Origin of the sequence: Streptomyces aurantiacus JA 4570, from assembly GCF_000414115.1 — a bacterium.
Lineage (GTDB): Bacteria > Actinomycetota > Actinomycetes > Streptomycetales > Streptomycetaceae > Streptomyces > Streptomyces aurantiacus_A.
Genome location: NZ_AOPZ01000285.1, coordinates 1 through 21,390, shown reverse-complemented (window position 1 = coordinate 21,390; position 21,390 = coordinate 1). Strand labels below are relative to the sequence as shown.

Below are 21,390 nucleotides of genomic sequence, written 5' to 3'. Positions count from 1 at the left end.
ACCGCATGAGTGATCGGCGCCGCCTCGTCCTGGCCTCCCAGTCCCCCGCCCGCCTGGGCCTCCTGCGTCAGGCGGGCCTGGCCCCCGAGGTGATCGTCAGCGGCGTGGACGAGGACGCGGTGACCGCGCCGACCCCCGCCGAACTGGCCAAGGCCCTCGCGGAGGCGAAGGCGTCGGTGGTGGCGGCCCGCCCGGACACCAAGGGCGCCCTGGTCGTCGGCTGCGACTCGGTCCTGGAGCTGGACGGCCGGGCGCTCGGCAAGCCCGCGGACGCGGAGGAGGCGACGGCCCGCTGGAAGGACATGCGGGGCCGCGCGGGCGTCCTGCAGACCGGACACTGTGTGTACGACACGCTGTCCGGCCGGCACACCGCGGCGACGGCGTCGACGGTGGTGCGCTTCGGCGAACCGTCCGACGCGGAGATCGCCGCGTACGTGGCGAGCGGCGAACCGCTGCACGTGGCGGGCGCGTTCACGCTCGACGGCCGGTCGGCCCCGTTCATCGAGGGCATCGAGGGCGACCACGGCAACGTCATCGGCCTGTCGCTGCCGATGCTGCGCCGCCTCCTCGCGGAACTGGGCGTCGGGATCACGGAGTTGTGGGCGAACTAGACACGCCCCGCACGCCCGGCCCCGCGTCCGCGGCCTCCTGCTTCTCGTACGCCATCAGCGTCAGCACGATGAGCCCGAGCACCACCATCATGAAGACGAACGCGGCCCAGCCCACCAGGCCGACCGCGAACGCGCCGAGCAGGGCGTGCACGACGGCGGCGCTGATCAGCAGGATCTTCCCGAAGCGGCCGGGCGCGCGGTCGCGCACGGCGGTCCGGGCGAGGGTCAGGCCGCACAGCGCGAGATAGAGCCCGAAGAGCCCGCCCGCGATCCACGCGCCGACGCTCATCGCGTGCGGGTCGAGCCCGCCCATCGACATCTCCTGCTTGTCGACGACGAGGCCGAGGAACCAGTTGAGCAGCGCGATGCCGGCCGCCTCCGCCCAGAGCACCACCGCGCCCACCCACGCCACCGGCCTGCGCGCCACGGCGTCCACCCACTCTCAACCCGTTGCTGTTACCCCTAGTACGTACGAGACATCGGGACACTACTAACGGGTAAACCCAGGGACAAGGGCCGTACCGAGGGCAAAGAATCATTGGGCCATTCGTAGGGACTCCACAAAGAATGGCCGCCCGCCGCAGCGCGGCCTCACAGAGACCTTGGCCACACCAGAGGGCTAGGCTGCCGGGCAAGGACCCTGCGTACCACGGTGCGACAAGGGATTTCGGGGATCGAGCGGCCCTCGGATCACGCTCCGTGTGGGCAAGCTCACCACTGGGGACGGGTCGTGGGGCCGTGTCGGCAGTCCCTAAACTCGGCTTGTTTCAAGGAGGGAGCCATCGTGCGCAAGGTGCTCATCGCCAACCGTGGCGAAATCGCTGTCCGGGTCGCCCGGGCGTGCCGGGATGCCGGGATCGCGAGCGTTGCCGTTTACGCGGACCCCGACCGGGACGCACTGCATGTGCGGGCCGCAGACGAGGCGTTCGCCCTTGGTGGTGACACTCCGGCCACCAGCTATCTGGACATGGCGAAGGTCCTCGCCGCGGCCAAGGACTCCGGGGCGGACGCGGTCCATCCGGGCTACGGCTTCCTCTCCGAGAACGCGGAGTTCGCCCAGGCGGTCCTGGACGCGGGCCTGATCTGGATCGGCCCGCCGCCGCAGGCGATCCGGGACCTGGGCGACAAGGTCGCCGCCCGGCACATCGCGCAGCGCGCGGGCGCGCCGCTGGTCGCGGGCACGCCGGACCCGGTCTCGGGCGCCGACGAGGTGGTGGCGTTCGCCGAGGAGAACGGCCTGCCGATCGCGATCAAGGCCGCGTTCGGCGGCGGCGGCCGCGGTCTGAAGGTGGCCCGCACCCTCGAAGAGGTGCCGGAGCTGTACGACTCCGCGGTGCGCGAGGCCGTCGCGGCCTTCGGGCGCGGCGAGTGCTTCGTGGAGCGCTACCTGGACAAGCCGCGGCACGTGGAGACCCAGTGCCTGGCCGACAAGCACGGCAACGTGGTCGTCGTCTCCACCCGTGACTGCTCGCTGCAGCGCCGCCACCAGAAGCTCGTCGAGGAGGCCCCGGCGCCGTTCCTGTCCGAGGAGCAGAACGCCGAGCTGTACCGCGCGTCGAAGGCGATCCTGCGCGAGGCCGGCTACGTCGGCGCGGGCACCGTCGAATTCCTCGTCGGCGTGGACGGCACGATCTCCTTCCTGGAGGTCAACACGCGTCTCCAGGTGGAGCACCCGGTCACCGAGGAGGTCGCGGGCATCGACCTGGTCCGCGAGATGTTCCGCATCGCGGACGGCGAGGAACTGGGCTACGACGACCCGCAGTTGCGGGGTCACTCCTTCGAGTTCCGTATCAACGGCGAGGACCCGGGCCGCAACTTCCTGCCCGCCCCCGGCACGGTGACGGCGTTCGCGCCGCCGTCGGGTCCGGGTGTGCGGCTGGACGCGGGTGTGGAGTCCGGCTCGGTCATCGGCCCGGCCTGGGACTCGCTGCTGGCGAAGCTGATCGTCACCGGTGCCACCCGTGAGCAGGCGCTCCAGCGTGCCGCGCGTGCCCTGGCCGAGTTCGACGTCGAGGGCATGGCCACCGCCATCCCCTTCCACCGCAAGGTCGTCGCCGACCCGGCGTTCGCTCCCGAACTCACCGGTTCCGCCGAGCCGTTCACGGTCCACACCCGCTGGATCGAGACCGAGTTCGTCAACGACATCCCCGCCTTCGCGGCGGTGGCGGACGCCGAGGCCGAGGACGAGCCGGGCCGCGAGACGGTCGTCGTCGAGGTCGGCGGCAAGCGCCTGGAGGTCTCGCTGCCGTCCTCGCTCGGCATGTCGCTCGCCCGTACCGGCCTGGCGGCCGGTGCCAAGCCGAAGCGGCGGGCGGCGAAGAAGTCCGGGCCCGCGGCGTCCGGTGACACGCTCGCCTCGCCCATGCAGGGCACGATCGTCAAGGTCGCGGTGGAGGAGGGCCAGGAGGTCAAGGAGGGCGATCTGATCGTCGTCCTCGAGGCCATGAAGATGGAGCAGCCCCTCAACGCCCACCGTTCCGGCACGGTCAAGGGCCTCCTGGCGGAGGTGGGGGCGTCGCTGACGTCGGGCGCGGTCATCTGCGAGATCAAGGACTGAGACATTCCCCAACCCCGCCCCTTCCCGAAACTGGGCCGGCGTTTGAGGACGAGCCGCGGAGCGGCGATAGCGGGGTCCAGGGGCGGCAGCCCCTGGTTACGGGAAAGGGGCGGGACTGGGGCGCCCCCGCGAGGAGACCACATGCGCGCCGATGCCCGCCGCAACTACCAGCGGCTCCTGAGCGAGGCCCGCGCCGCGTTCGCGGAGCACGGCACGGACACCTCCCTGGAGGACGTCGCCCGCCGGGCGGGCGTGGGCATCGGCACGCTGTACCGCCACTTCCCCACCCGCCACGCGCTACTGAGCGCCGTCTTCGAGGACGCGGTGAGCGACCTGCTCACCCGCTCCCACGCCCTCCTGGACGCCCCGCAGCCGTGCACCGCCCTGGTGGAGTGGCTACGGGCGATCATCACGCACGCGGGCGAGTACCGGGGCCTCGCCCGGGCCCTCATGTCGGCCTCGCGGGACGACAGTTCGGCACTGGCCAGTTGCAGCCGCCCGATGCGGGAGGCCGGCACCCGGCTCCTGGCCCGCGCCCAGGAGGCGGGCGCGGTACGCCAGGGCGTGTCGATCGAGGACCTCATGCAGCTCACGAACGCGATCGCACTGGCGGCCGAGGAGTCCCCGGACGACCCGGAACTGGCGGACCGCCTCCTCACCTTGACACTGCGCGGCCTGAAGGCGGACCCTTCCACGCCCGCGCACAGGGACTGCTAGGGACTGCTAGCGGCTCACCTGCGGCGCAGGTCAGCCACCCGTGCCGCCCGCTCCCCGGCCGGCTGCTCGCCGAGGACGGAGGCGCTGCGCAGTCCCGGTCCTGCGCCGGGCCCCGCGCCATGGCCCCCGTGCCCCCGACGCTGGCCGGGCAGTGGCACGTCCCGGCGTGGCTGTCGGCCCGCTGGGACGGAGTCAACTCCGGGGGCCTGGCCGGGGCCCGCCGACGCCCCGGCGACCGCGATCTGCACGCCCTGGTCCGCCAGTGCCTGCAGTTCGGTCGCCGCGCGGTCGTCGTGCGCGGGTGGTTCGTCCGTGACCAGACGGGTGATGACGTCCGTCGGCACCGTCTGGAACATCGTGTCGGTGCCGAGTTTGGTGTGGTCCGCGAGGACCACCACCTCCGCGGCGGCCTGTACGAGCGCGCGGTCCACGCTCGCCGACAGCATGTTGGAGGTGGACAGGCCGCGCTCGGCGGTCAGGCCACTGCCCGACAGGAACGCCCGCGACACCCTCAGCCCCTGTAGGGACTGCTCGGCGCCGCTGCCGACGAGCGCGTAGTTGGAGCCGCGCAGAGTGCCGCCGGTCATGACGACTTCCACCCGGTTGGCGTGTGCCAGGGCCTGCGCCACCAGCAGGGAGTTGGTGACGACGGTCAGGCCGGGCACCCGCGCGAGCCGGCGGGCCAGCTCCTGCGTGGTCGTACCCGCCCCGACGACGATGGCTTCGCCCTCTTCGACGAGACCCGCCGCGAGATCGGCGATGGCCGTCTTCTCGGCGGACGCGAGATGAGATTTCTGCGGAAAGCCGGACTCCCGCGTGAATCCGCCCGGCAATACCGCACCGCCATGCCGGCGGTCGAGGAGTCCTTCTGCCTCCAGCGCGCGCACGTCCCGCCGTACGGTCACTTCGGAGGTCTGGACGACGCGGGCGAGCTCACGGAGCGACACCGCTCCGTTGGCCCGCACCATTTCGAGGATCAATTGGCGACGTTCTGCAGCGAACACGAAACTGACAGTAACCCCAACGACCGTCTGCTTTCAGCAGTTTGCGCCGAATTACAGAAGTTGTTCGCACGGCAGGGGTGAAAGTGGTATAGGGGGTACTCTCCCCGACTATGCCGCGCGAATGGGCGGCAACAGGCTGTGACCTGCGGCGAGTTGATCCCGGCCGACCGGACGAGCACGTCGGCCGCGCGGCGCCCGCGTGGCCGACCGCAGGGATCAAGCCTCGCCGTTCACCTTCCGTGTGTGCAGCTGGCGTGCCACTTCGGCGATCGAGCCCGAAAGCGATGGGTACACGGTGAAGGCGTTAGCGATCTGTTCCACCGTCAGATTGTTGTCGACCGCGATCGAGATGGGGTGGATCAGTTCCGAGGCGCGCGGCGCCACGACGACACCGCCGACCACGATGCCCGTACCGGGACGGCAGAAGATCTTGACGAAGCCGTCGCGGATGCCCTGCATCTTCGCGCGCGGGTTGCGGAGCAGCGGGAGCTTGACGACGCGGGCGTCGATCTTGCCGGCGTCGACGTCGGCCTGGCTGTAGCCGACGGTCGCGATCTCGGGGTCGGTGAAGACGTTCGACGAGACGGTCTTCAGGTTCAGCGGGGTCACCGCGTCGCCCAGGAAGTGGTACATCGCGATGCGGCCCTGCATGGCGGCGACCGACGCGAGGGCGAAGATGCCGGTGACGTCTCCGGCGGCGTACACACCCGGGGCGGAGGTCCTGGACACCCGGTCGGTCCAGATGTGCCCGGAGTCCTTGAGCCTGACCCCGGCCTCCTCCAGGCCCATCCCGCTGCTGTTGGGGATGGCGCCCACGGCCATCAGGCAGTGCGAGCCGGAGATGACACGGCCGTCGGCGAGGGTGACCTCGACGCGGTCGCCCACGCGCTTGGCGGAGGCGGCGCGGGTGCGGCCCATCACGTTCATGCCGCGGCGGCGGAAGACGTCCTCCAGGACGGCGGCGGCGTCCGGGTCCTCGCCGGGCAGCACCCGGTCGCGCGACGACACCAGCGTGACCCGGGAGCCGAGCGCCTGATAGGCACCGGCGAACTCGGCGCCCGTGACACCCGAACCGACCACGATGAGCTCCTCGGGCAGCTCGTCGAGGTCGTACACCTGGGTCCAGTTGAGGATGCGCTCGCCGTCGGGCTGGGCGTCGGGCAGCTCGCGCGGGTGGCCGCCGGTCGCGATCAGGACGGCGTCGGCGACGAGGGTCTCCTCGGAGCCGTCGGCGGCGCGCACGACGACCTTGCGGGAGCCGTCCATGGCCTGCTGGCCCTCCAGGCGGCCGCGGCCGCGCATGACGCGGGCGCCCGCACGCGTCACGGACGCCGTGATGTCGTGCGACTGCGCGAGCGCGAGCCGCTTCACACGCCGGTTGACCTTGCCGAGGTCGACGCCTACGACGCGGGCCGCCTGGTCGATGTGCGGGGTGTCGTCCTCGACGATGATGCCCAGCTCCTCGTACGAGGAGTCGAAGGTGGTCATCACCTCGGCCGTCGCGATCAGGGTCTTCGACGGTACGCAGTCGGTGAGCACCGACGCCCCGCCCAGACCGTCGCAGTCGACGACGGTCACCTCCGCGCCGAGCTGGGCGGCCACCAGGGCCGCCTCATATCCGCCGGGTCCGCCACCAATGATCACGATCCGAGTCACGTGTGCCATTGTCCCGCACCCCCCACGACACCAGCGAGCGGGGGTCAAAGCCCGTCCGGCGTTCGAGGACGAGGCGCGGAGCGCCAAAAAGGCGGGGGAAAGGGGGCGCAGCCCCCATAGTGCGCACCGCGTAGGGCGCCCGCGCCAGAAAGCCGTACCCTCGACCCCATGTCGCTCTACGCCGCGTACGCCGGCAATCTCGACGCGCGGCTGATGACGCGCCGCGCACCGCACTCGCCGCTGCGCGCGACGGGCTGGCTCAACGACTGGCGGCTGACGTTCGGGGGCGAGCACCTGGGCTGGGAGGGGGCGCTCGCGACGATCGTCGAGGCGCCGCGTTCGCAGGTGTTCGTCGCGCTGTACGACATCGCCCCGATGGACGAGGACTCCATGGACCGGTGGGAGGGGGTCGGGCTCGACATCTACCGGCGGATGCGGATGCGTGTGCACACGCTGGAGGGGGAGGAGGCGGCCTGGGTGTATGTCCTCAACGGATACGAGGGCGGGTTGCCGTCCGCCCGCTATCTCGGGGAGCTCGCGGACGCCGCCGAGTCCGCGGGGGCGCCCCACGACTACGTCATGGGGCTTCGTAAGCGCCCGTGCTGACGGGCCGCCCCCGTCTGGGGCTCCGCCCCTCTCCCCCTTTTCGGCCCTCCGGGCCTCTCCAGGGGGCGGCAGCCCCCTGGTTACGGGAAGGGGCGGGGCTGGGGCGCACCCCGCGAGGGCACCCCTTCGTCGGAAACGACAAGGCAACGATCCGGATCCCGTGAGCATCGTCATCTACGCGCGTAGGGGAAGAGCGGCTACCCTCGTCGGCGTGAACGCTTCAGTTATTCCGGACGACATCCAGGGCGACCCGTACGCCGCCGCCGACGCCGCCGCCGCGCGCCTGCGCGAGCTGACGGGCGCCGAGACCCACGACGTCGCCCTCGTGATGGGCTCCGGCTGGGCGCCGGCCGTCGAGGCGCTCGGGGCCCCCGAGGCCGAGTTCCCGGTCACCGAGCTGCCGGGGTTCCCGCCGCCGGCCGTCGCGGGCCACGGCGGGCGGATCCGCTCCTTCAAGGTCGGTGACAAGCGCGCCCTGGTCTTCCTGGGCCGCACGCACTACTACGAGGGCCGCGGCGTGGCCGCCGTCGCGCACGGCGTGCGGACCGCCGTCGCCGCCGGGTGCAAGACGATCGTGCTGACCAACGGCTGCGGTGGCCTGCGCGAGGGCATGCGCCCGGGCCAGCCCGTGCTGATCAGCGACCACCTGAACCTGACCGCGACGTCGCCGATCGTCGGCGCGAACTTCGTGGACCTCACCGATCTGTACTCGCCGCGGCTGCGCGCGCTGTGCAAGGAGATCGACCCGTCCCTCGAAGAGGGTGTGTACGCCCAGTTCCCCGGCCCGCACTACGAGACTCCCGCCGAGATCCGGATGGCCCGCACCATCGGGGCGGACCTCGTCGGCATGTCGACCGTGCTCGAGGCCATCGCGGCCCGCGAGGCGGGCGCCGAGGTGCTCGGCATCTCGCTGGTGACGAACCTCGCCGCGGGCATGACGGGTGAGCCCCTCAACCACGAGGAGGTCCTCCAGGCGGGCCGTGACTCCGCCACGCGGATGGGCGAGCTGCTCGGCCAGGTCCTGGGCCGCATCTGACCTGCCCCTGGCGGGAAGGCCAGAGAAGCCGGAACAGCGACACCCCTCACGGAGAGGCTGACCACACGTGCAGGATCAGGGAGAACTCATCACGCGGGCCCAGTCCTGGCTCGACGAGGACCCGGACCAGGAGACCCGCGAGGAGCTGGCCAAGCTGGTCGCCGCGGCGCCGGGCGACCCGGTGGCCGCCGCCGACCTGGCCGGGCGCTTCGCGGGCACCCTCCAGTTCGGCACCGCGGGGCTCCGCGGCGAGCTGGGCGCGGGCCCCATGCGGATGAACCGCTCCGTGGTGATCCGCGCGGCCGCGGGCCTGGCCGCGTACCTGAAGGGCAAGGGCCACACGGACGGCCTCGTGGTGATCGGCTACGACGCGCGGTACAAGTCGGCGGACTTCGCGCGGGACACGGCCGCCGTGATGACCGGCGCGGGCCTGCGCGCCGCCGTCCTGCCGCGCCCCCTGCCCACGCCCGTCCTGGCCTTCGCCATAAGGCACCTGGGCGCGGTCGCGGGCGTGGAGGTCACCGCCAGCCACAACCCGCCGCGCGACAACGGCTACAAGGTCTACCTGGGCGACGGCTCGCAGATCGTGCCGCCGGCCGACGGCGAGATCGCCGCCGAGATCGCCGCGGTGCGGAGCCTGCACGACGTACCGCGGGCGGACCGCGGCTGGCAGACCCTCGGCGAGGACGTCCTGGAGGCGTACCTGGCCCGCACGGACGCCGTCCTGGCCGCCGGCTCCCCCCGCACCGCCCGCACCGTCTACACGGCGATGCACGGCGTCGGCAAGGACACGCTGCTCGCGGCGTTCGCGCGGGCCGGGTTCCCCGAGCCGGTGCTCGTCGCGGAGCAGGCGGAGCCCGACCCGGACTTCCCGACGGTCGCCTTCCCCAACCCGGAGGAGCCGGGCGCGATGGACCTGTCCTTCGCGACGGCCCGCGAGGCGCGCCCCGACCTGGTGATCGCCAACGACCCGGACGCGGACCGCTGCGCGGTGGCCGTCCCCGTGGGCGACGGCGACTGGCGGATGCTGCGCGGCGACGAGGTGGGCGCGCTCCTTGCCGCGCACCTGGTCCGCAGGGGGGTGTCGCCGGACGGGCCGCGCGCCTTCGCCGAGTCGATCGTGTCGTCGTCGCTGCTCGGCCGGATCGCCGAGGCCGCGGGCCTGCCGTACGAGGAGACGCTCACCGGCTTCAAGTGGATCGCCCGCGTCGAGGGCCTGCGGTACGGCTACGAGGAGGCGCTGGGCTACTGCGTCGACCCCGAGGGCGTACGCGACAAGGACGGCATCACGGCGGCGCTGCTGATCACGGAGCTGGCCTCGGAGCTGAAGGAGGAGGGGCGCACCCTGCTCGACCTGCTCGACGACCTCGCGGTGGCGCACGGGCTGCACGCCACCGACCAGCTGTCGGTGCGCGTGGAGGACCTGTCGCTGATCGCGGCCGCGATGCGCCGCCTGCGCGAGCGGCAGCCGGAGCGCCTCGCGGGCCTGGCGGTGACCCGCGCCGAGGACCTCACCCAAGGCACGGAGACGCTGCCGCCCACGGACGGGCTGCGGTACACGCTCGACGGCGCGCGCGTCATCGTGCGCCCCAGCGGCACCGAGCCGAAGCTCAAGTGCTACCTGGAGGTCGTGGTGCCGGTGGCGGACCGGTCCGGGCTGCCCCAGGCCCACGAGAGGGCGGCGGAGCTGCTCGCGGCCCTGAAGCGGGACCTCGCGGCGGCCGCGGGCATCTGACCGAAGGGTCCGGCCGCGGGCATCTGCCCGAAGAGCCCAAGGGCCGATCCACCCGAACGGGTGGTTCCCGTACGACAACTGACGCAGCTCCACGGTGCGCTGCCGGTCCCTCAGGAAGGTTCGACCGGTAGCGCACCTTCACGTACCGGGAGCCGCAGTGCCGTACGGACCCCTCTTCCCCCTGCCCGGCCCCTCCGACGCCCCGACGGCCGCTCCGTCCCGGGTACCCGCCTCGCGCCGCGCCCGCTCGGCGGCGCCTCGCTCGGCCGCGCGCCGGCGCGTGCTCTCCGCGCTGCGGCACGCGGCACCCGCGCTCCTCGTGTACGCGGCGGTGCGCGCCCTGGGCGTCCTCGTGCTCGCCGTCTGGGCGCGCCGCGAGCACCGGGGGCTGTGGCATCTGCTGGCCGAATCCTGGGACTGCGACTGGTACTTGAGGATCGCGGCGCATGGGTACGCGGACACGCTCGGGCATGCCTTCGACACCAACAACCTGGCCTTCTTCCCGCTGCTCCCGCTGCTGATCCGGGCGGGCGACGCGCTGCTTCCTGCGCCGCGCGGCGGGGTGGGCCTCGCGATCGCCGTGGGCTGTTCGTTCCTCGCGGCGTGGGGGATCTTCAAGATCGGCGACCGGCTGCACGGGCGGCGCGCGGGCGCCCTCCTGGTGGCGCTGTGGGCGTGCCTGCCGGTGTCGCTGGTGCAGTGGATGGGCTACACGGAGTCGCTGTTCACGGCGCTCGCGGCGTGGTCGCTGTACGCGGTGCTCACCGGCCGCTGGGTGTGGGCGGGCGCGCTGGCCGCGCTCGCGGGCGTGACGCGCCCGACCGGCATCGCCGTCGCCGCCGCCGTGTCGGTCACCGCGCTGCTCGCCCTGCGGAGCCGCTTCGACGCCCGCGCCCTGGCCGGTGCGCTGCTCGCTCCGCTCGGCTGGCTCGCGTACGTCGGCTGGGTGGGGGCGCGACTGGGCCGCTGGGACGGCTACTTCGCCGTACAGAGGCTGTGGCACAACGAGTGGGACGGCGGCATCGGCACCCTGCGCTGGATGAAGAAGCTGTTCCTGGTGGAGCGGCCGCAGCTGTTCCTGGTGATGGTGACGATCGTTCTGTTCGGCGCGCTGCTGCTGTACGTGATGTCGCTGACCGGGGGCGGCCAGCCGCTGCCGCTGCTGGTATTCACGGGGCTGCTGGTCGCGATCGTGCTCGGCTCCAGCGGCGTGTACTTCCCGCGCGCCCGCTTCCTGCTGCCCGGCTTCCCGCTGCTGCTTCCGGTGGCGCTCGCCCTCGCGCGGTTGCGTACGGGAGCGATGGTCGCGGTGGTCTCGGGGGCGGCGCTGGCCTCGGCGGCGTTCGGCGGCCATATGCTCCTGGTCTGGCTCGGCCCGCCGTGATCTGCCGGGAACGGCTCGTTCCGCGGCGCTGACGAGGCCCGGCTGCCGGGGAGTTGGGGCGCCGCATGCCCCCCGGGTCTCCCTACTCGAACCTCTGTGCGTCACTATGGAGGCGCTGCCTGTCGCTCCCCTCGCCCCCCTTGGGGAGCGCGTCGGCACCTTGGCGCTCCGCCGACCCCCCTCGTGCGGGCGCCGCACGGGCCGGACACGGCCGACGCTGTGTCCGGCTTCGTGATGCCCGGGGAAATCGCGGTGCGGGGAGTGGAACCCGACGGCGGCGAGCGGTGTACCAGAAGTAGCTGAGGTGCAGTCACCGGCCGTCACGGGGTGGGGGATTCATGGATGTGCGGACGTTGAGGGGTGTTCGGGGGCTCCGGGGATTCCCAGGGCTCCGGGGGCCCCGGGTCGTGGTGGCCCTCGTGGGGGTCTGGGCGCTGGTGGCCTGCGCGGGCGGCGGGGACGCGGGGGTGCCGGCGGCGCGGTCGGCCCCGCGGGCCGGGGAGAGCGCGGGCGCGGCGGTGCGGGTGCCGTCGGCGCCGGAGCTGCCGGGTTCGGCGTACGACATCGGGTTCGCGGCGGACGGCTCGGGGTTCACGCTGCTCGCGGAGTGCTCCCAGCGGCGGTGCCGCCAGCACGTGGGGGTGCTGGACGGGGGCGCGAAGGCGTGGCGCCGGGGCAGTTCACCGCTGCCGGATGTGACGGGCGACCTGGGCCTCTCGGCCGGCCTGACGGTGCTTGGGCCGGGGCGGGCGCTGATCAGGGACGGCTCGGAGCACGCGGACGTGCCGGACCGCACCTGGTTCACGCGCGACGGCGGCCGCACGTGGCGGCGCGGCACGGCCCGGGCGGTGGGCACGACGGCGGAGGTGGCACGGGGCGGGACGCTCGTCCAGGAGTGCCTGGAGCGCGACCGTTCCGACCCCAACGACTGCGTGCGGGAGCGGCTGCTCGCGGTGTCGCCGAGGACCGGGCGGCATCACGTCCTGGCCCACCAGCCGCCCCTGAAGGGCCCGTTGGGGCAGGCAGGTGACATACCGGGGAGCGGCCTGTTCGTCTCCGGCGCCGACCCGCGCACGGGCTTGCCCGCGCTGGTCAGGAGCAGGGACGGGGGCCGGACCTGGCAGCGGGCCCGGCTGACCGGCCCGGGGAGGGGCGGCCCGGCGTTCCGGGTGGTCGCGGGCCGGGGCGGGCTGTACGCGACACAGCACGGGAAGGTGTCGCCGCCCGCGAAGAACGGCCTGGTCACGATCCACGCCAGCGGGGACGGCGGCCTGACCTGGACCAGGATCTGGCAGTACCGCGAGGGCCGTGAGCGCACGGAGCCCCGCACCCTCCTCGGCGACCTGCTGGTGGCCGACGACGGCCTGACGGTGCACGGCGAGGACGGAGCATGGCGCAGCACGGACGGCGCGCGAACGTTCACCCGCGTCACGGCCCGGGCACCGTCGGGCTCGGTGACCCACACGCCCGCGGGCCGACTGTGGAGCGACAGCTTCGGGAAAGGGCGCTTCCGCATATCGGCGGACGGCATGCGCTGGGCGGAGTTCCGGGTGGGGGCGGGGTGAGGGGCCCGGCTGGGCGAGCCTCAGCCGGGTGGGAAAAAGCCCGTCCGGCGATTGAGGACGAGCCGCGAAGCGGCGATACAGCGGGGGCCGGGGGCGGCAGCCCTCTGGCCCCCGGCCGGAAGGACGGCGTCCGGCCCCGGCCGGAAGGCGGGCGTCAGCCCACCCCCAGCAGCACCGCGAGCAGCACCGCCCCCGCGGCGCACGGCGCCAGAACCTCGTAGGCCCACCGCACCACCGGCTCCCCCTGCGCCGACTCGGCGCCCTCGCGCCGTTCGGCGATCTCACGCAGGTCGTCCATGGCCTGGTCACCGGCGTCGCGCGCGTGCGGCTGCGTCGCGCCCGGGGCGCCGGGCCGGACCCGGCTCGCGACCGGGTCGTCCGACGCGACCTGCTGGGCGTGCCGGCGCGCGGCCTTCTTCCGGCCGCGCAGCGAGACGGGGACGGCCCAGAGCTGGAACTTGGTGCCGTCCTGCGTGAACACCTCGTTCGAGTAGCCGGACCGCAGGCCCGAGATCGCCCCCCAGGGCAGGGCGATGGTGCGGAAGGGGTTGCGGACGCGCAGCCGGTCGTCGTTGGCGTACACCGCGGGCCGCACGGTGAACGCGACGACGAGCGGCACCGCGAAGAGCAGCCCCGCGAGGGCCACCCACGGGGTGCGCCCCTCGCCCCGGACCAGCGCGTCGACGCCGAGCCAGGCGCCGATCGCGAGCAGCAGGACGCCGCCGGCGATGGCCGCGTGAGACCGGTAGACGCGGTCCTTGTAGGCCGGGTCGCCGACGGCGGCCGAGCCCGCCTGGTCACCGGACTTCGTGGCGGCGGCCGAGCCCGCCTGGTCACCGGACTTCGTGGCGGCGGCCGTTCGCGCCGGGTCACCGGAGTTCGCGGGTGCCGCCGGGTCCCCGGAGTCGCCCCGGCCCGCCGGAGCCGCGGACTTCGCCCGGTCGGCGGACTCGGCAAGGCTGGCGGACTGCGCACGGTCGGCGGACTGCGCAAGGTCGGCGGGCTTCGCAAGGTCGGCGGGCTTCGCCGGGTCCGCCTGGGCCGCCCGTTCCGCCTGGGCGGCCGGGTCCGCGGAGTCGGCCGGCTTCGCCGGGTCCTGCTCCGCCGGAGTGGGCTGCGGGTCGCTCGTCATGGGCCCGATTCTGCCTGACGCCGGAAAGTGACGGGAAAGCGCCGCCGCCACCCCACCGCATTGGTCCAGACCTTGCGTGATCAAGAGTTGTCATGTACGCCGAATTCCCAAGGGAACAAAGGGAAATCGGCTGCACCGCACACATCCGAGGAGAGCCATGAGACCAGCCAGCCCCCCACGCAGGGCCGCCGCCCTGCTGACCGCGTTACTCCTGCCCCTCTCCCTCCTGACCGCACTCGCCGCCGCCCCGGCGCACGCCGCGGGCACCCTGACCGCGACCTTCACGACGGAGGGCAGCGGCTCGTCCTGGCAGGGCAAGTACGTCGTCCGCAACAGCGGCTCCACCGCCTCGACCGACTGGACGCTGGAGTTCGACCTGCCGGCGGGCGTCACGGTCAGCGGGCACACCCACGGTGAGGCGACCGTCTCCGGCAGCCATGTCACCGTGAAGAACGCGTACTACAACGGCAGGGTCCCGGCGGGCGGCTCGACCGAGCCGTACAGCTACCAGTTCACGGCCCGGGGACCGATCGGCACGCCGACGGGCTGCACGGTCAACGGCGACAAGTGCGACGGCACCCCCGACAAACCGCCCACGGCACCGGGAACCCCGACGGTCACCACCGCCACGGCCCGCACGATCTCGCTGAGCTGGCCCCCGGCCGGAGCGGGCGACTATCCGGTCACGACGTACGAGGTCCTGAACGGCACCGACGTGGTCGCGACGTCCACCACGCCCACCGCCACCATCAAGGACCTCACCCCGGCGACCCGCTACACCTTCACCGTCCGGGCCAAGGACCGCCGCGGCAACACGGGCCCGCCCAGCGCCCCGGTCACGGCCGCCACGGTCGACCCGGCCACCGACCCCACGCCGCCCACGGCGCCCGGCAACCTGCGCGCCACCGGCACGACGTCCTCCTCCGTGGCGCTGGCCTGGAACAAGTCGACGGACAACGTCGCCGTGGCCGCGTACGACATCTACCGGGGCCAGACACTGGCGAAGACGGTCCCGGCGGACACCGCGGCCACGACGGTCGAGGGCCTGTCCCCCGCCACCGCCTACACCTTCACGGTCAAGGCCCGCGACACCGCCGACAACGCATCGCCCGCGTCGAACGCCCTGTCCGTCACCACGGACGACGTGGCGGGCCCCGGCAACCACCTCAAGGTCGGCTACTTCGCGCAGTGGGGCATCTACGGCCGCCAGTACTTCGTGAAGAACCTGGACACGTCCGGCGCCGCCGCGAAGCTCGACGTCATCAACTACGCCTTCGAGAACGTCGATCCGGTGAACCACACCTGCCTGGCCGGGGTGGTCAAGGGCGTCTCGGGCAACCCGCAGGACCCGGACGAGGGCACCGGCGCGGGGGACGCGGAGGCGGACTACGGCCGCGCGTTCCCGGCGTCGCAGTCGGTGGACGGCGTGGCGGACGACGGCTGGGGCAAGCTCCGCGGCAACTTCAACCAGCTCAAGAAGCTCAAGGCCAAGCACCCGCACCTCAAGGTCGTCGTCTCCCTCGGCGGCTGGACGTTCTCGAAGTTCTTCGCGGACGCGGCGGCGACACCCGCCTCGCGGGAGAAGTTCGTGAAGTCCTGCGTGGACGTGTGGATCAAGGGCAATCTGCCGCTCTACAACGGCGCGGGCGGGCCCGGTACCGGCGCGGGCGTGTTCGACGGCATCGACATCGACTGGGAGTGGCCGGGTTCCGAGGGCCATCCGGGCAACCGCTGGGGCCCCGCCGACAAGGACAACCTCACCGCGCTCCTGGCGGAGTTCCGCAAGCAGCTCGACGCGCTCGGCGGCGAGCACAAGCTCCTGACCGCGTTCACGCCCGCGGATCCCGCGAAGATCGAGGCGGGCTGGGACCTGAAGAAGATCTTCGACTCCCTCGACTACGCCAACGTCCAGGGGTACGACTTCCACGGCGCCGGAAGCGACAACTCCTGGGAGCCCAAGCGCACCGGCCACCAGGCCAACCTGCACCGCGACGCCCAGGACCCCTACCCCTTCGACTTCAGCGTCGAACGGGCCGTCCAGACGTACCTCGACGCCGGCGTGCACCCGCGCAAGCTCACGATCGGCTTCCCCTTCTACGGCCGCGGCTGGAAGGAGGTCGCCGACGGCGGCGCCAAGGGCGAATGGCAGTCGGCGAACGGCGCGGCCCCCGGCCAGTTCCCGGAGGAGGCGGGCACCAGGGGCTACCACAACCTCCTCACCACGGTGCCCAACCTCACCGTCCACCACGACGAACAGTCCGTCTCCACGTACGGCTACACCGGAAACAACGGCCAGTGGTGGAGCTTCGACGACCCGTGGTCGATCACCAAGAAGACGGCCTGGCTGAAGTCGAAGGGCCTGCTGGGCGGAATGGTGTGGGAAATGTCCGGGGACACCCCCACGGGCACCCTGATGACAGCACTGGACACGGGCCTGCGGTGACCTCCGAGCGCCGGAGGGGCTGAACCTTCGCCGCTGCGGCAAGGTTTCAGCCCGTCCGGCGCTTGAGGACGAGCCGCGAAGGGCGCTTGAGGACGAGCCGCGAAGCGGCGACAGGCGGGGGTCCGGGGGCGGCAGCCCCCGGACGGCCACCCCGCCCGGGGCCACCCCACCCCCCGGCAGCCGGGCGCCGTAGCCCCCTGTACAGGCCGCTACGCGCGTAGATATGCTCCCCTCGTGACCATGCGGACGACTCCACCCACAAAGACAGACGCGGCCACCGCGGCGTCCAACGCGGCACCGCCCCCCGCCAAGGCCGCCCCCGGCGACTTCGCCGACGTCACGGCGTCGGCGGCCACACTCCGCCGCTTCCTGCACGGCCTCCCCGGCGTCGACGCCGTCGGCCTGGAGGCCCGCGCCGCGGCGCTCGGGACCCGCTCGATCAAGACCACGGCGAAGGCGTACGCCATCGACCTGGCCATCTCGATGATCGACCTGACGACCCTGGAAGGCGCGGACACCGCGGGCAAGGTCCGGGCGCTCGGCGCGAAGGCGGTCCACCCGGACCCGACCGACCGCACCACCCCGCGGACCGCCGCGGTCTGCGTGTATCCGGACATGGTGGCGACGGCCAAGGAGGCCGTGGCCGGCACCGACGTCAAGGTCGCCTCGGTCGCGACCGCCTTCCCGGCGGGCCGCGCCGCCCTCGACGTGAAGCTCGCCGACGTCCGTGACGCCGTCGCGGCGGGCGCGGACGAGATCGACATGGTCATCGACCGCGGCGCCTTCCTCGCGGGCGACTACATGAAGGTGTACGAGGAGATCGTCGCCGTGAAGGAGACCTCCGGGCAGGCCCGCCTGAAGGTCATCTTCGAGACCGGCGAACTCTCGACGTACGACAACATCCGCCGCGCGAGCTGGATCGGCATGCTCGCCGGCGCGGACTTCATCAAGACGTCGACCGGCAAGGTCGGGGTGAACGCGACCCCCGCGAACACCCTCCTCATGCTGGAGGCCGTCCGCGACTTCCGCGCGCAGACCGGTGTCCAGGTGGGCGTGAAGCCCGCGGGCGGCATCCGCACCACGAAGGACGCCGTCAAGTTCCTGGTCCTGGTCAACGAGACCGCGGGCGCGGACTGGCTGGACAACCACTGGTTCCGCTTCGGCGCGTCCAGCCTGCTCAACGACCTGCTGATGCAGCGCCAGAAGCTGGCCACCGGACGCTACTCCGGCCCTGACTACGTGACGGTGGACTGAGACCCCATGGCAAATCCGACATCGATCTTCGAGTACGCACCGGCCCCCGAGTCCCGCTCGGTCGTCGACATCGCGCCGTCCTACGGCCTGTTCATCGACGGCGAGTTCACCGAGGCCGCGGACGGCAAGGTCTTCAAGTCCGTCAGCCCGGCCACCGAAGAGGTCCTCTCCGAGGTCGCCCGGGCGGGCGAGGCCGACGTGGACCGCGCCGTGCAGGCGGCCCGCAGGGCCTTCGAGAAGTGGTCCGCGCTGCCGGGTGCCGAGCGCGCGAAGTACCTGTTCCGCATCGCCCGGATCATCCAGGAGCGCTCCCGCGAGCTCGCCGTCCTGGAGACCCTCGACAACGGCAAGCCGATCAAGGAGACCCGCGACGCGGACCTCCCCCTGGTCGCCGCGCACTTCTTCTACTACGCGGGCTGGGCCGACAAGCTGGACCACGCCGGCTTCGGCGCGAACCCGCAGGCGCTCGGCGTCGCGGGCCAGGTCATCCCCTGGAACTTCCCGCTCCTGATGCTGGCCTGGAAGATCGCCCCGGCGCTCGCGACCGGCAACACGGTCGTCCTGAAGCCCGCCGAGACGACCCCCCTGTCGGCGCTGTTCTTCGCGGACATCTGCCGTCAGGCGGGCCTGCCCAAGGGCGTCGTCAACATCCTCCCCGGATACGGCGACACGGGCGCGGCCCTGACCGCGCACCCGGACGTGAACAAGGTCGCCTTCACCGGCTCCACGGCCGTCGGCAAGGAGATCGCCCGGACGCTCGCGGGCACGGACAAGAAGCTCACGCTCGAACTGGGCGGCAAGGGCGCGAACATCGTCTTCGACGACGCCCCGATCGACCAGGCCGTCGAGGGCATCGTCACGGGCATCTTCTTCAACCAGGGCCAGGTCTGCTGCGCGGGCTCCCGCCTGCTGGTCCAGGAGTCGATCCAGGAAGAGCTGCTCGACAGCCTCAAGCGCAGGCTCTCGACCCTCCGCCTGGGCGACCCGCTCGACAAGAACACCGACATCGGCGCGATCAACTCCGCCGAGCAGCTCGCCCGCATCACCGCCCTCGCCGAGACCGGCGAGGCGGAGGGCGCCGAGCGCTGGTCGGCCCCCTGCGAACTGCCGACGTCGGGCTACTGGTTCGCGCCGACCCTCTTCACGAACGTCACGCAGGCGCACACCGTCGCCCGCGACGAGATCTTCGGCCCGGTGCTCTCGGTCCTCACCTTCCGCACCCCGGAAGAGGCCGTCGCCAAGGCGAACAACACGCAGTACGGCCTGTCGGCGGGCATCTGGACGGAGAAGGGCTCGCGCATCCTCGCGGTCGCGAACAAGCTCCGCGCCGGGGTCGTCTGGGCCAACACGTTCAACAAGTTCGACCCGACCTCGCCCTTCGGCGGCTACAAGGAGTCGGGCTTCGGCCGCGAGGGCGGCCGCCACGGCCTGGAGGCGTACCTCGATGTCTAAGGAATCACTGGGCGGCTCCGCCGCGGGCGCAACGCGCCTGAGCGTCTTCAAGACCTACAAGCTGTACGTGGGCGGAAAGTTCCCGCGTTCCGAGAGCGGCCGGGTGTACGAGGTGACCGACGCAAAGGGCAAGTGGCTGGCCAACGCGCCGCAGTCGTCCCGCAAGGACGCCCGGGACGCGGTCGTCGCCGCGCGGAAGGCGTTCGGCGGCTGGTCGGGGGCGACCGCGTACAACCGCGGCCAGGTCCTCTACCGCGTCGCGGAGATGCTGGAGGGCCGCCGCGACCAGTTCGTCCGCGAGGTCGCGGACGCCGATGGCCTGTCCAAGTCCAAGGCCGCCGCGGTCGTGGACGCGACGGTCGACCGCTGGGTCTGGTACGCGGGCTGGACGGACAAGATCGCCCAGGTCGTGGGCGGGGCGAACCCGGTCGCGGGTCCCTTCTTCAACCTGTCCACCCCGGAGCCGACGGGTGTGGTGACGGTCGTCGCCCCCCAGGAGTCGTCCTTCCTCGGCCTGGTGTCGGTCGTCGCCCCCGTGATCGCGGCCGGCAACACGGCCGTCGTCATCGCCTCCGAGAAGGCGCCGCTCCCGGCCCTCTCCCTGGGCGAGGTCCTGGCCACGTCCGACGTGCCCGGCGGCGTCGTCAACGTACTGAGCGGCAACACCAGGGAGCTCGCCCTCCCGCTGGCCGCCCACCAGGACGTGAACGGCATCGACCTCGCCGGTGCGGGCGCCGACCTGGCGAAGGAACTGGAGATCGCCGCGGCGGACAACCTGAAGCGCGTGCTCCGTCCACAGGCTGTGGACACGGACGCGGACTTCGCCGCCTCCCCCGGCACTCACCGTCTGACCGCCTTCCTCGAAACGAAGACGGTCTGGCACCCGACGGGGTCGCTGGGCGCGTCGGGCGGGTCGTACTAAGCCCCCCGCCCCTCGGACGGGGTGGTGGTTGGTTGCCGGGCTACCCCGGCAACGCCCCCGCCACCACCCCCACCCCCGGCATCTCCGACAGCGACCCCTGGGTCATCGGCCCCGTCACCATCGCGGTGGACACCGGCTTGAAGTCGGCGACCTGCGTGCCCACGGCGTTGTCGAGCGGGTCCACCCCGGTCCCGGCCAGGGGATTGAGCTTCAGGTTCTTGACGGGGTGCAGCGAGCCGCCCGCGGCCCGCTGCACCCCGTCGAGCAGCGCGTTCCCGGCGGGGGCCGGATCGACGTCGCCGAGCGGTGTGGCGACGCCAGGCGCGGGCACCTCCGCCGGCGCGGCACTCGCGGCCGCACCCCCGAGCCCCAGCGCCGCGCCCGCCACGGAGACGGTGAGCCCCGCACGCAGCAGCGCGCGGGACGCGGAGGAAGTCTTCGGCGCCGCGTGCCGCGCCGGGTGCCGTTCAGGGTGTCGAGCCATGGGGACCGCCTCCACGGAACATACGTAAGTAATCGAGCGTGCACGAAGAGTAGTTGAAGCGCGCCGTCGGTATCAAAGACCGCGCCACCTCCCGGGGCCCCACGGAACCGTCGCGCCCCCTGCCCCCTAGGGGCGCACCCCCGCCTCCCCCTGAAGAGCTACGCCCCAGAACCGTCCCTCAGCGGGACGCGCACCACCCCGGCGGTCGCATAGCGTCACCAAGGCCACCCACCGCCAGCCGACCGACCGGCCGACCGGCACCGGCCTCCGGCTCCGGGCCCCAGGCCCCGGGTCCAGCTCGAAGGACGCCCGCCGTGCCCGACCTCCTGCGCCGCCGCCCCGGCCGCCCCCAGCACCCCCTCCCGCCCCTGACCTGGCCCCGCCCCCTGCGCCGCCTCCCGCACACCCTGGTGGTCCTCGTCGCCGTGCTCCTCGCCGCGACCGGCGCCGACCCGACCGCCAGGCTCCTGGCGGTCGTCCACGCGGCCACACTGGTGCTGGCGCTGCGCAACCCCGTCCAGGCGTGCGGGCTCTCCCTCGCCTGCTTCGTCGGCATCACCGTCGGCCATCCGCCCTCGCCGGACAACGACCTATGGGTGTGGGTGGTGCACGCGTGCGTCCTGCTCCTCCTGTGCCTGCGGATCCCGCTCCCCCGGGCGGCCGCGGCGACGGCCGCGAGCGCCGCCGTGGGCGCGGCCCTGAAGGCGGCGGGAGCGGGCGTCGGCTCCTGGTCGACGGTCGCGGCCGGCACCGTCCTCTTCGGCGCCGCCCTCCTCGCGGGCGGCGTCGAGGAAGCCTGGGACATCGGCGCGCTCGCCGACCTGGACATCCC

Annotated in this window: 17 protein-coding genes and 1 pseudogene; 13 read left to right on the top strand and 5 right to left on the bottom strand. The window is 72.8% G+C overall.

Annotated features, from left to right (window positions below; translation table 11 throughout):
• Positions 1–5: 5 nt before the first annotated feature.
• The gene (locus STRAU_RS25720) at positions 6–611 is read left to right on the top strand and encodes a nucleoside triphosphate pyrophosphatase (protein ID WP_016643324.1); all 606 of its coding nucleotides are present in this window, start codon (positions 6–8) and stop codon (positions 609–611) included.
• Here STRAU_RS25720 and STRAU_RS25715 read toward each other — a convergent pair.
• On the bottom strand, positions 589–1,047 hold the full coding sequence (locus STRAU_RS25715) for a hypothetical protein (RefSeq protein WP_016643323.1): 459 nt from the start codon (positions 1,045–1,047) through the stop codon (positions 589–591). The two genes, STRAU_RS25720 and STRAU_RS25715, sit on opposite strands and share 23 nt — an antisense overlap.
• Positions 1,048–1,395: 348 nt before the next feature.
• Here STRAU_RS25715 and STRAU_RS25710 point away from each other — a divergent pair, with 348 nt between their 5' ends.
• Both STRAU_RS25710 and STRAU_RS25705 read left to right on the top strand, forming a co-directional pair.
• Positions 1,396–3,168, top strand: coding sequence for an ATP-binding protein (locus tag STRAU_RS25710; RefSeq protein ID WP_016643322.1), 1,773 nt, complete (start codon positions 1,396–1,398; stop codon positions 3,166–3,168).
• Positions 3,169–3,309: 141 nt separating this feature from the next.
• Positions 3,310–3,885, top strand: coding sequence for a TetR/AcrR family transcriptional regulator (locus STRAU_RS25705; protein ID WP_016643321.1), 576 nt, complete (start codon positions 3,310–3,312; stop codon positions 3,883–3,885).
• A 14-nt stretch (positions 3,886–3,899) separates the two neighbouring features.
• Here the strand turns inward: STRAU_RS25705 and STRAU_RS25700 are convergent, their stop codons facing one another.
• Both STRAU_RS25700 and STRAU_RS25695 read right to left on the bottom strand, forming a co-directional pair.
• Entirely contained in the window at positions 3,900–4,889 is a 990-nt protein-coding gene (locus STRAU_RS25700) for a DeoR/GlpR family DNA-binding transcription regulator (protein WP_078621473.1), read from the bottom strand.
• A 216-nt stretch (positions 4,890–5,105) separates the two neighbouring features.
• On the bottom strand, positions 5,106–6,554 hold the full coding sequence (locus STRAU_RS25695) for an NAD(P)H-quinone dehydrogenase (protein ID WP_016643319.1): 1,449 nt from the start codon (positions 6,552–6,554) through the stop codon (positions 5,106–5,108).
• A 159-nt stretch (positions 6,555–6,713) separates the two neighbouring features.
• Here STRAU_RS25695 and STRAU_RS25690 point away from each other — a divergent pair, with 159 nt between their 5' ends.
• From STRAU_RS25690 to STRAU_RS25670, 5 genes are all read left to right on the top strand, one after another.
• On the top strand, positions 6,714–7,151 hold the full coding sequence (locus STRAU_RS25690; RefSeq protein WP_016643318.1) for a gamma-glutamylcyclotransferase family protein: 438 nt from the start codon (positions 6,714–6,716) through the stop codon (positions 7,149–7,151).
• A 211-nt stretch (positions 7,152–7,362) separates the two neighbouring features.
• Positions 7,363–8,187: a purine-nucleoside phosphorylase gene (locus STRAU_RS25685; RefSeq protein WP_016643317.1), complete on the top strand. Its 825-nt coding sequence runs from the start codon at positions 7,363–7,365 to the stop codon at positions 8,185–8,187.
• A 67-nt stretch (positions 8,188–8,254) separates the two neighbouring features.
• On the top strand, positions 8,255–9,922 hold the full coding sequence (locus STRAU_RS25680; protein WP_016643316.1) for a phospho-sugar mutase: 1,668 nt from the start codon (positions 8,255–8,257) through the stop codon (positions 9,920–9,922).
• A gap of 157 nt (positions 9,923–10,079) precedes the next feature.
• A complete protein-coding gene (locus STRAU_RS25675) occupies positions 10,080–11,306 on the top strand; it encodes a hypothetical protein (RefSeq protein WP_259299978.1) in 1,227 nt (408 codons plus the stop codon).
• Between the two features lie 407 nt (positions 11,307–11,713).
• Positions 11,714–12,871, top strand: a complete 1,158-nt coding sequence (locus STRAU_RS25670; protein ID WP_016643314.1) for a WD40/YVTN/BNR-like repeat-containing protein — start codon at positions 11,714–11,716, stop codon at positions 12,869–12,871.
• Positions 12,872–13,025: 154 nt separating this feature from the next.
• On the opposite strand, the gene STRAU_RS44715 is transcribed toward STRAU_RS25670, so the two are convergent.
• Positions 13,026–13,601 carry a PH domain-containing protein gene (locus STRAU_RS44715; RefSeq protein WP_052029260.1) on the bottom strand — a complete coding sequence of 192 codons (576 nt, stop codon included), beginning with the start codon at positions 13,599–13,601 and terminating at the stop codon, positions 13,026–13,028.
• A gap of 559 nt (positions 13,602–14,160) precedes the next feature.
• Between STRAU_RS44715 and STRAU_RS25660 the strand changes: the two genes are divergently transcribed.
• From STRAU_RS25660 to STRAU_RS25645, 4 genes are all read left to right on the top strand, one after another.
• Positions 14,161–16,446, top strand: a complete 2,286-nt coding sequence (locus tag STRAU_RS25660; protein ID WP_016643312.1) for a glycosyl hydrolase family 18 protein — start codon at positions 14,161–14,163, stop codon at positions 16,444–16,446.
• Between the two features lie 240 nt (positions 16,447–16,686).
• Entirely contained in the window at positions 16,687–17,700 is a 1,014-nt protein-coding gene (gene deoC / locus STRAU_RS25655) for a deoxyribose-phosphate aldolase (protein WP_203227467.1), read from the top strand.
• 6 nt (positions 17,701–17,706) lie between these two features.
• Positions 17,707–19,152, top strand: coding sequence for an aldehyde dehydrogenase family protein (locus tag STRAU_RS25650; RefSeq protein WP_016643310.1), 1,446 nt, complete (start codon positions 17,707–17,709; stop codon positions 19,150–19,152).
• Positions 19,145–20,074 carry an aldehyde dehydrogenase family protein gene (locus STRAU_RS25645; RefSeq protein ID WP_016643309.1) on the top strand — a complete coding sequence of 310 codons (930 nt, stop codon included), beginning with the start codon at positions 19,145–19,147 and terminating at the stop codon, positions 20,072–20,074. Before STRAU_RS25650 ends, STRAU_RS25645 begins: the two co-directional genes overlap by 8 nt.
• A gap of 40 nt (positions 20,075–20,114) precedes the next feature.
• On the opposite strand, the gene STRAU_RS25640 is transcribed toward STRAU_RS25645, so the two are convergent.
• On the bottom strand, positions 20,115–20,558 hold the full coding sequence (locus STRAU_RS25640) for a hypothetical protein (RefSeq protein WP_037661871.1): 444 nt from the start codon (positions 20,556–20,558) through the stop codon (positions 20,115–20,117).
• A 314-nt stretch (positions 20,559–20,872) separates the two neighbouring features.
• On the opposite strand from STRAU_RS25640, the pseudogene STRAU_RS42480 reads away from it, so the two are divergent.
• Positions 20,873–21,390 (top strand): annotated as a pseudogene (locus tag STRAU_RS42480) (hypothetical protein); the annotation flags it as partial.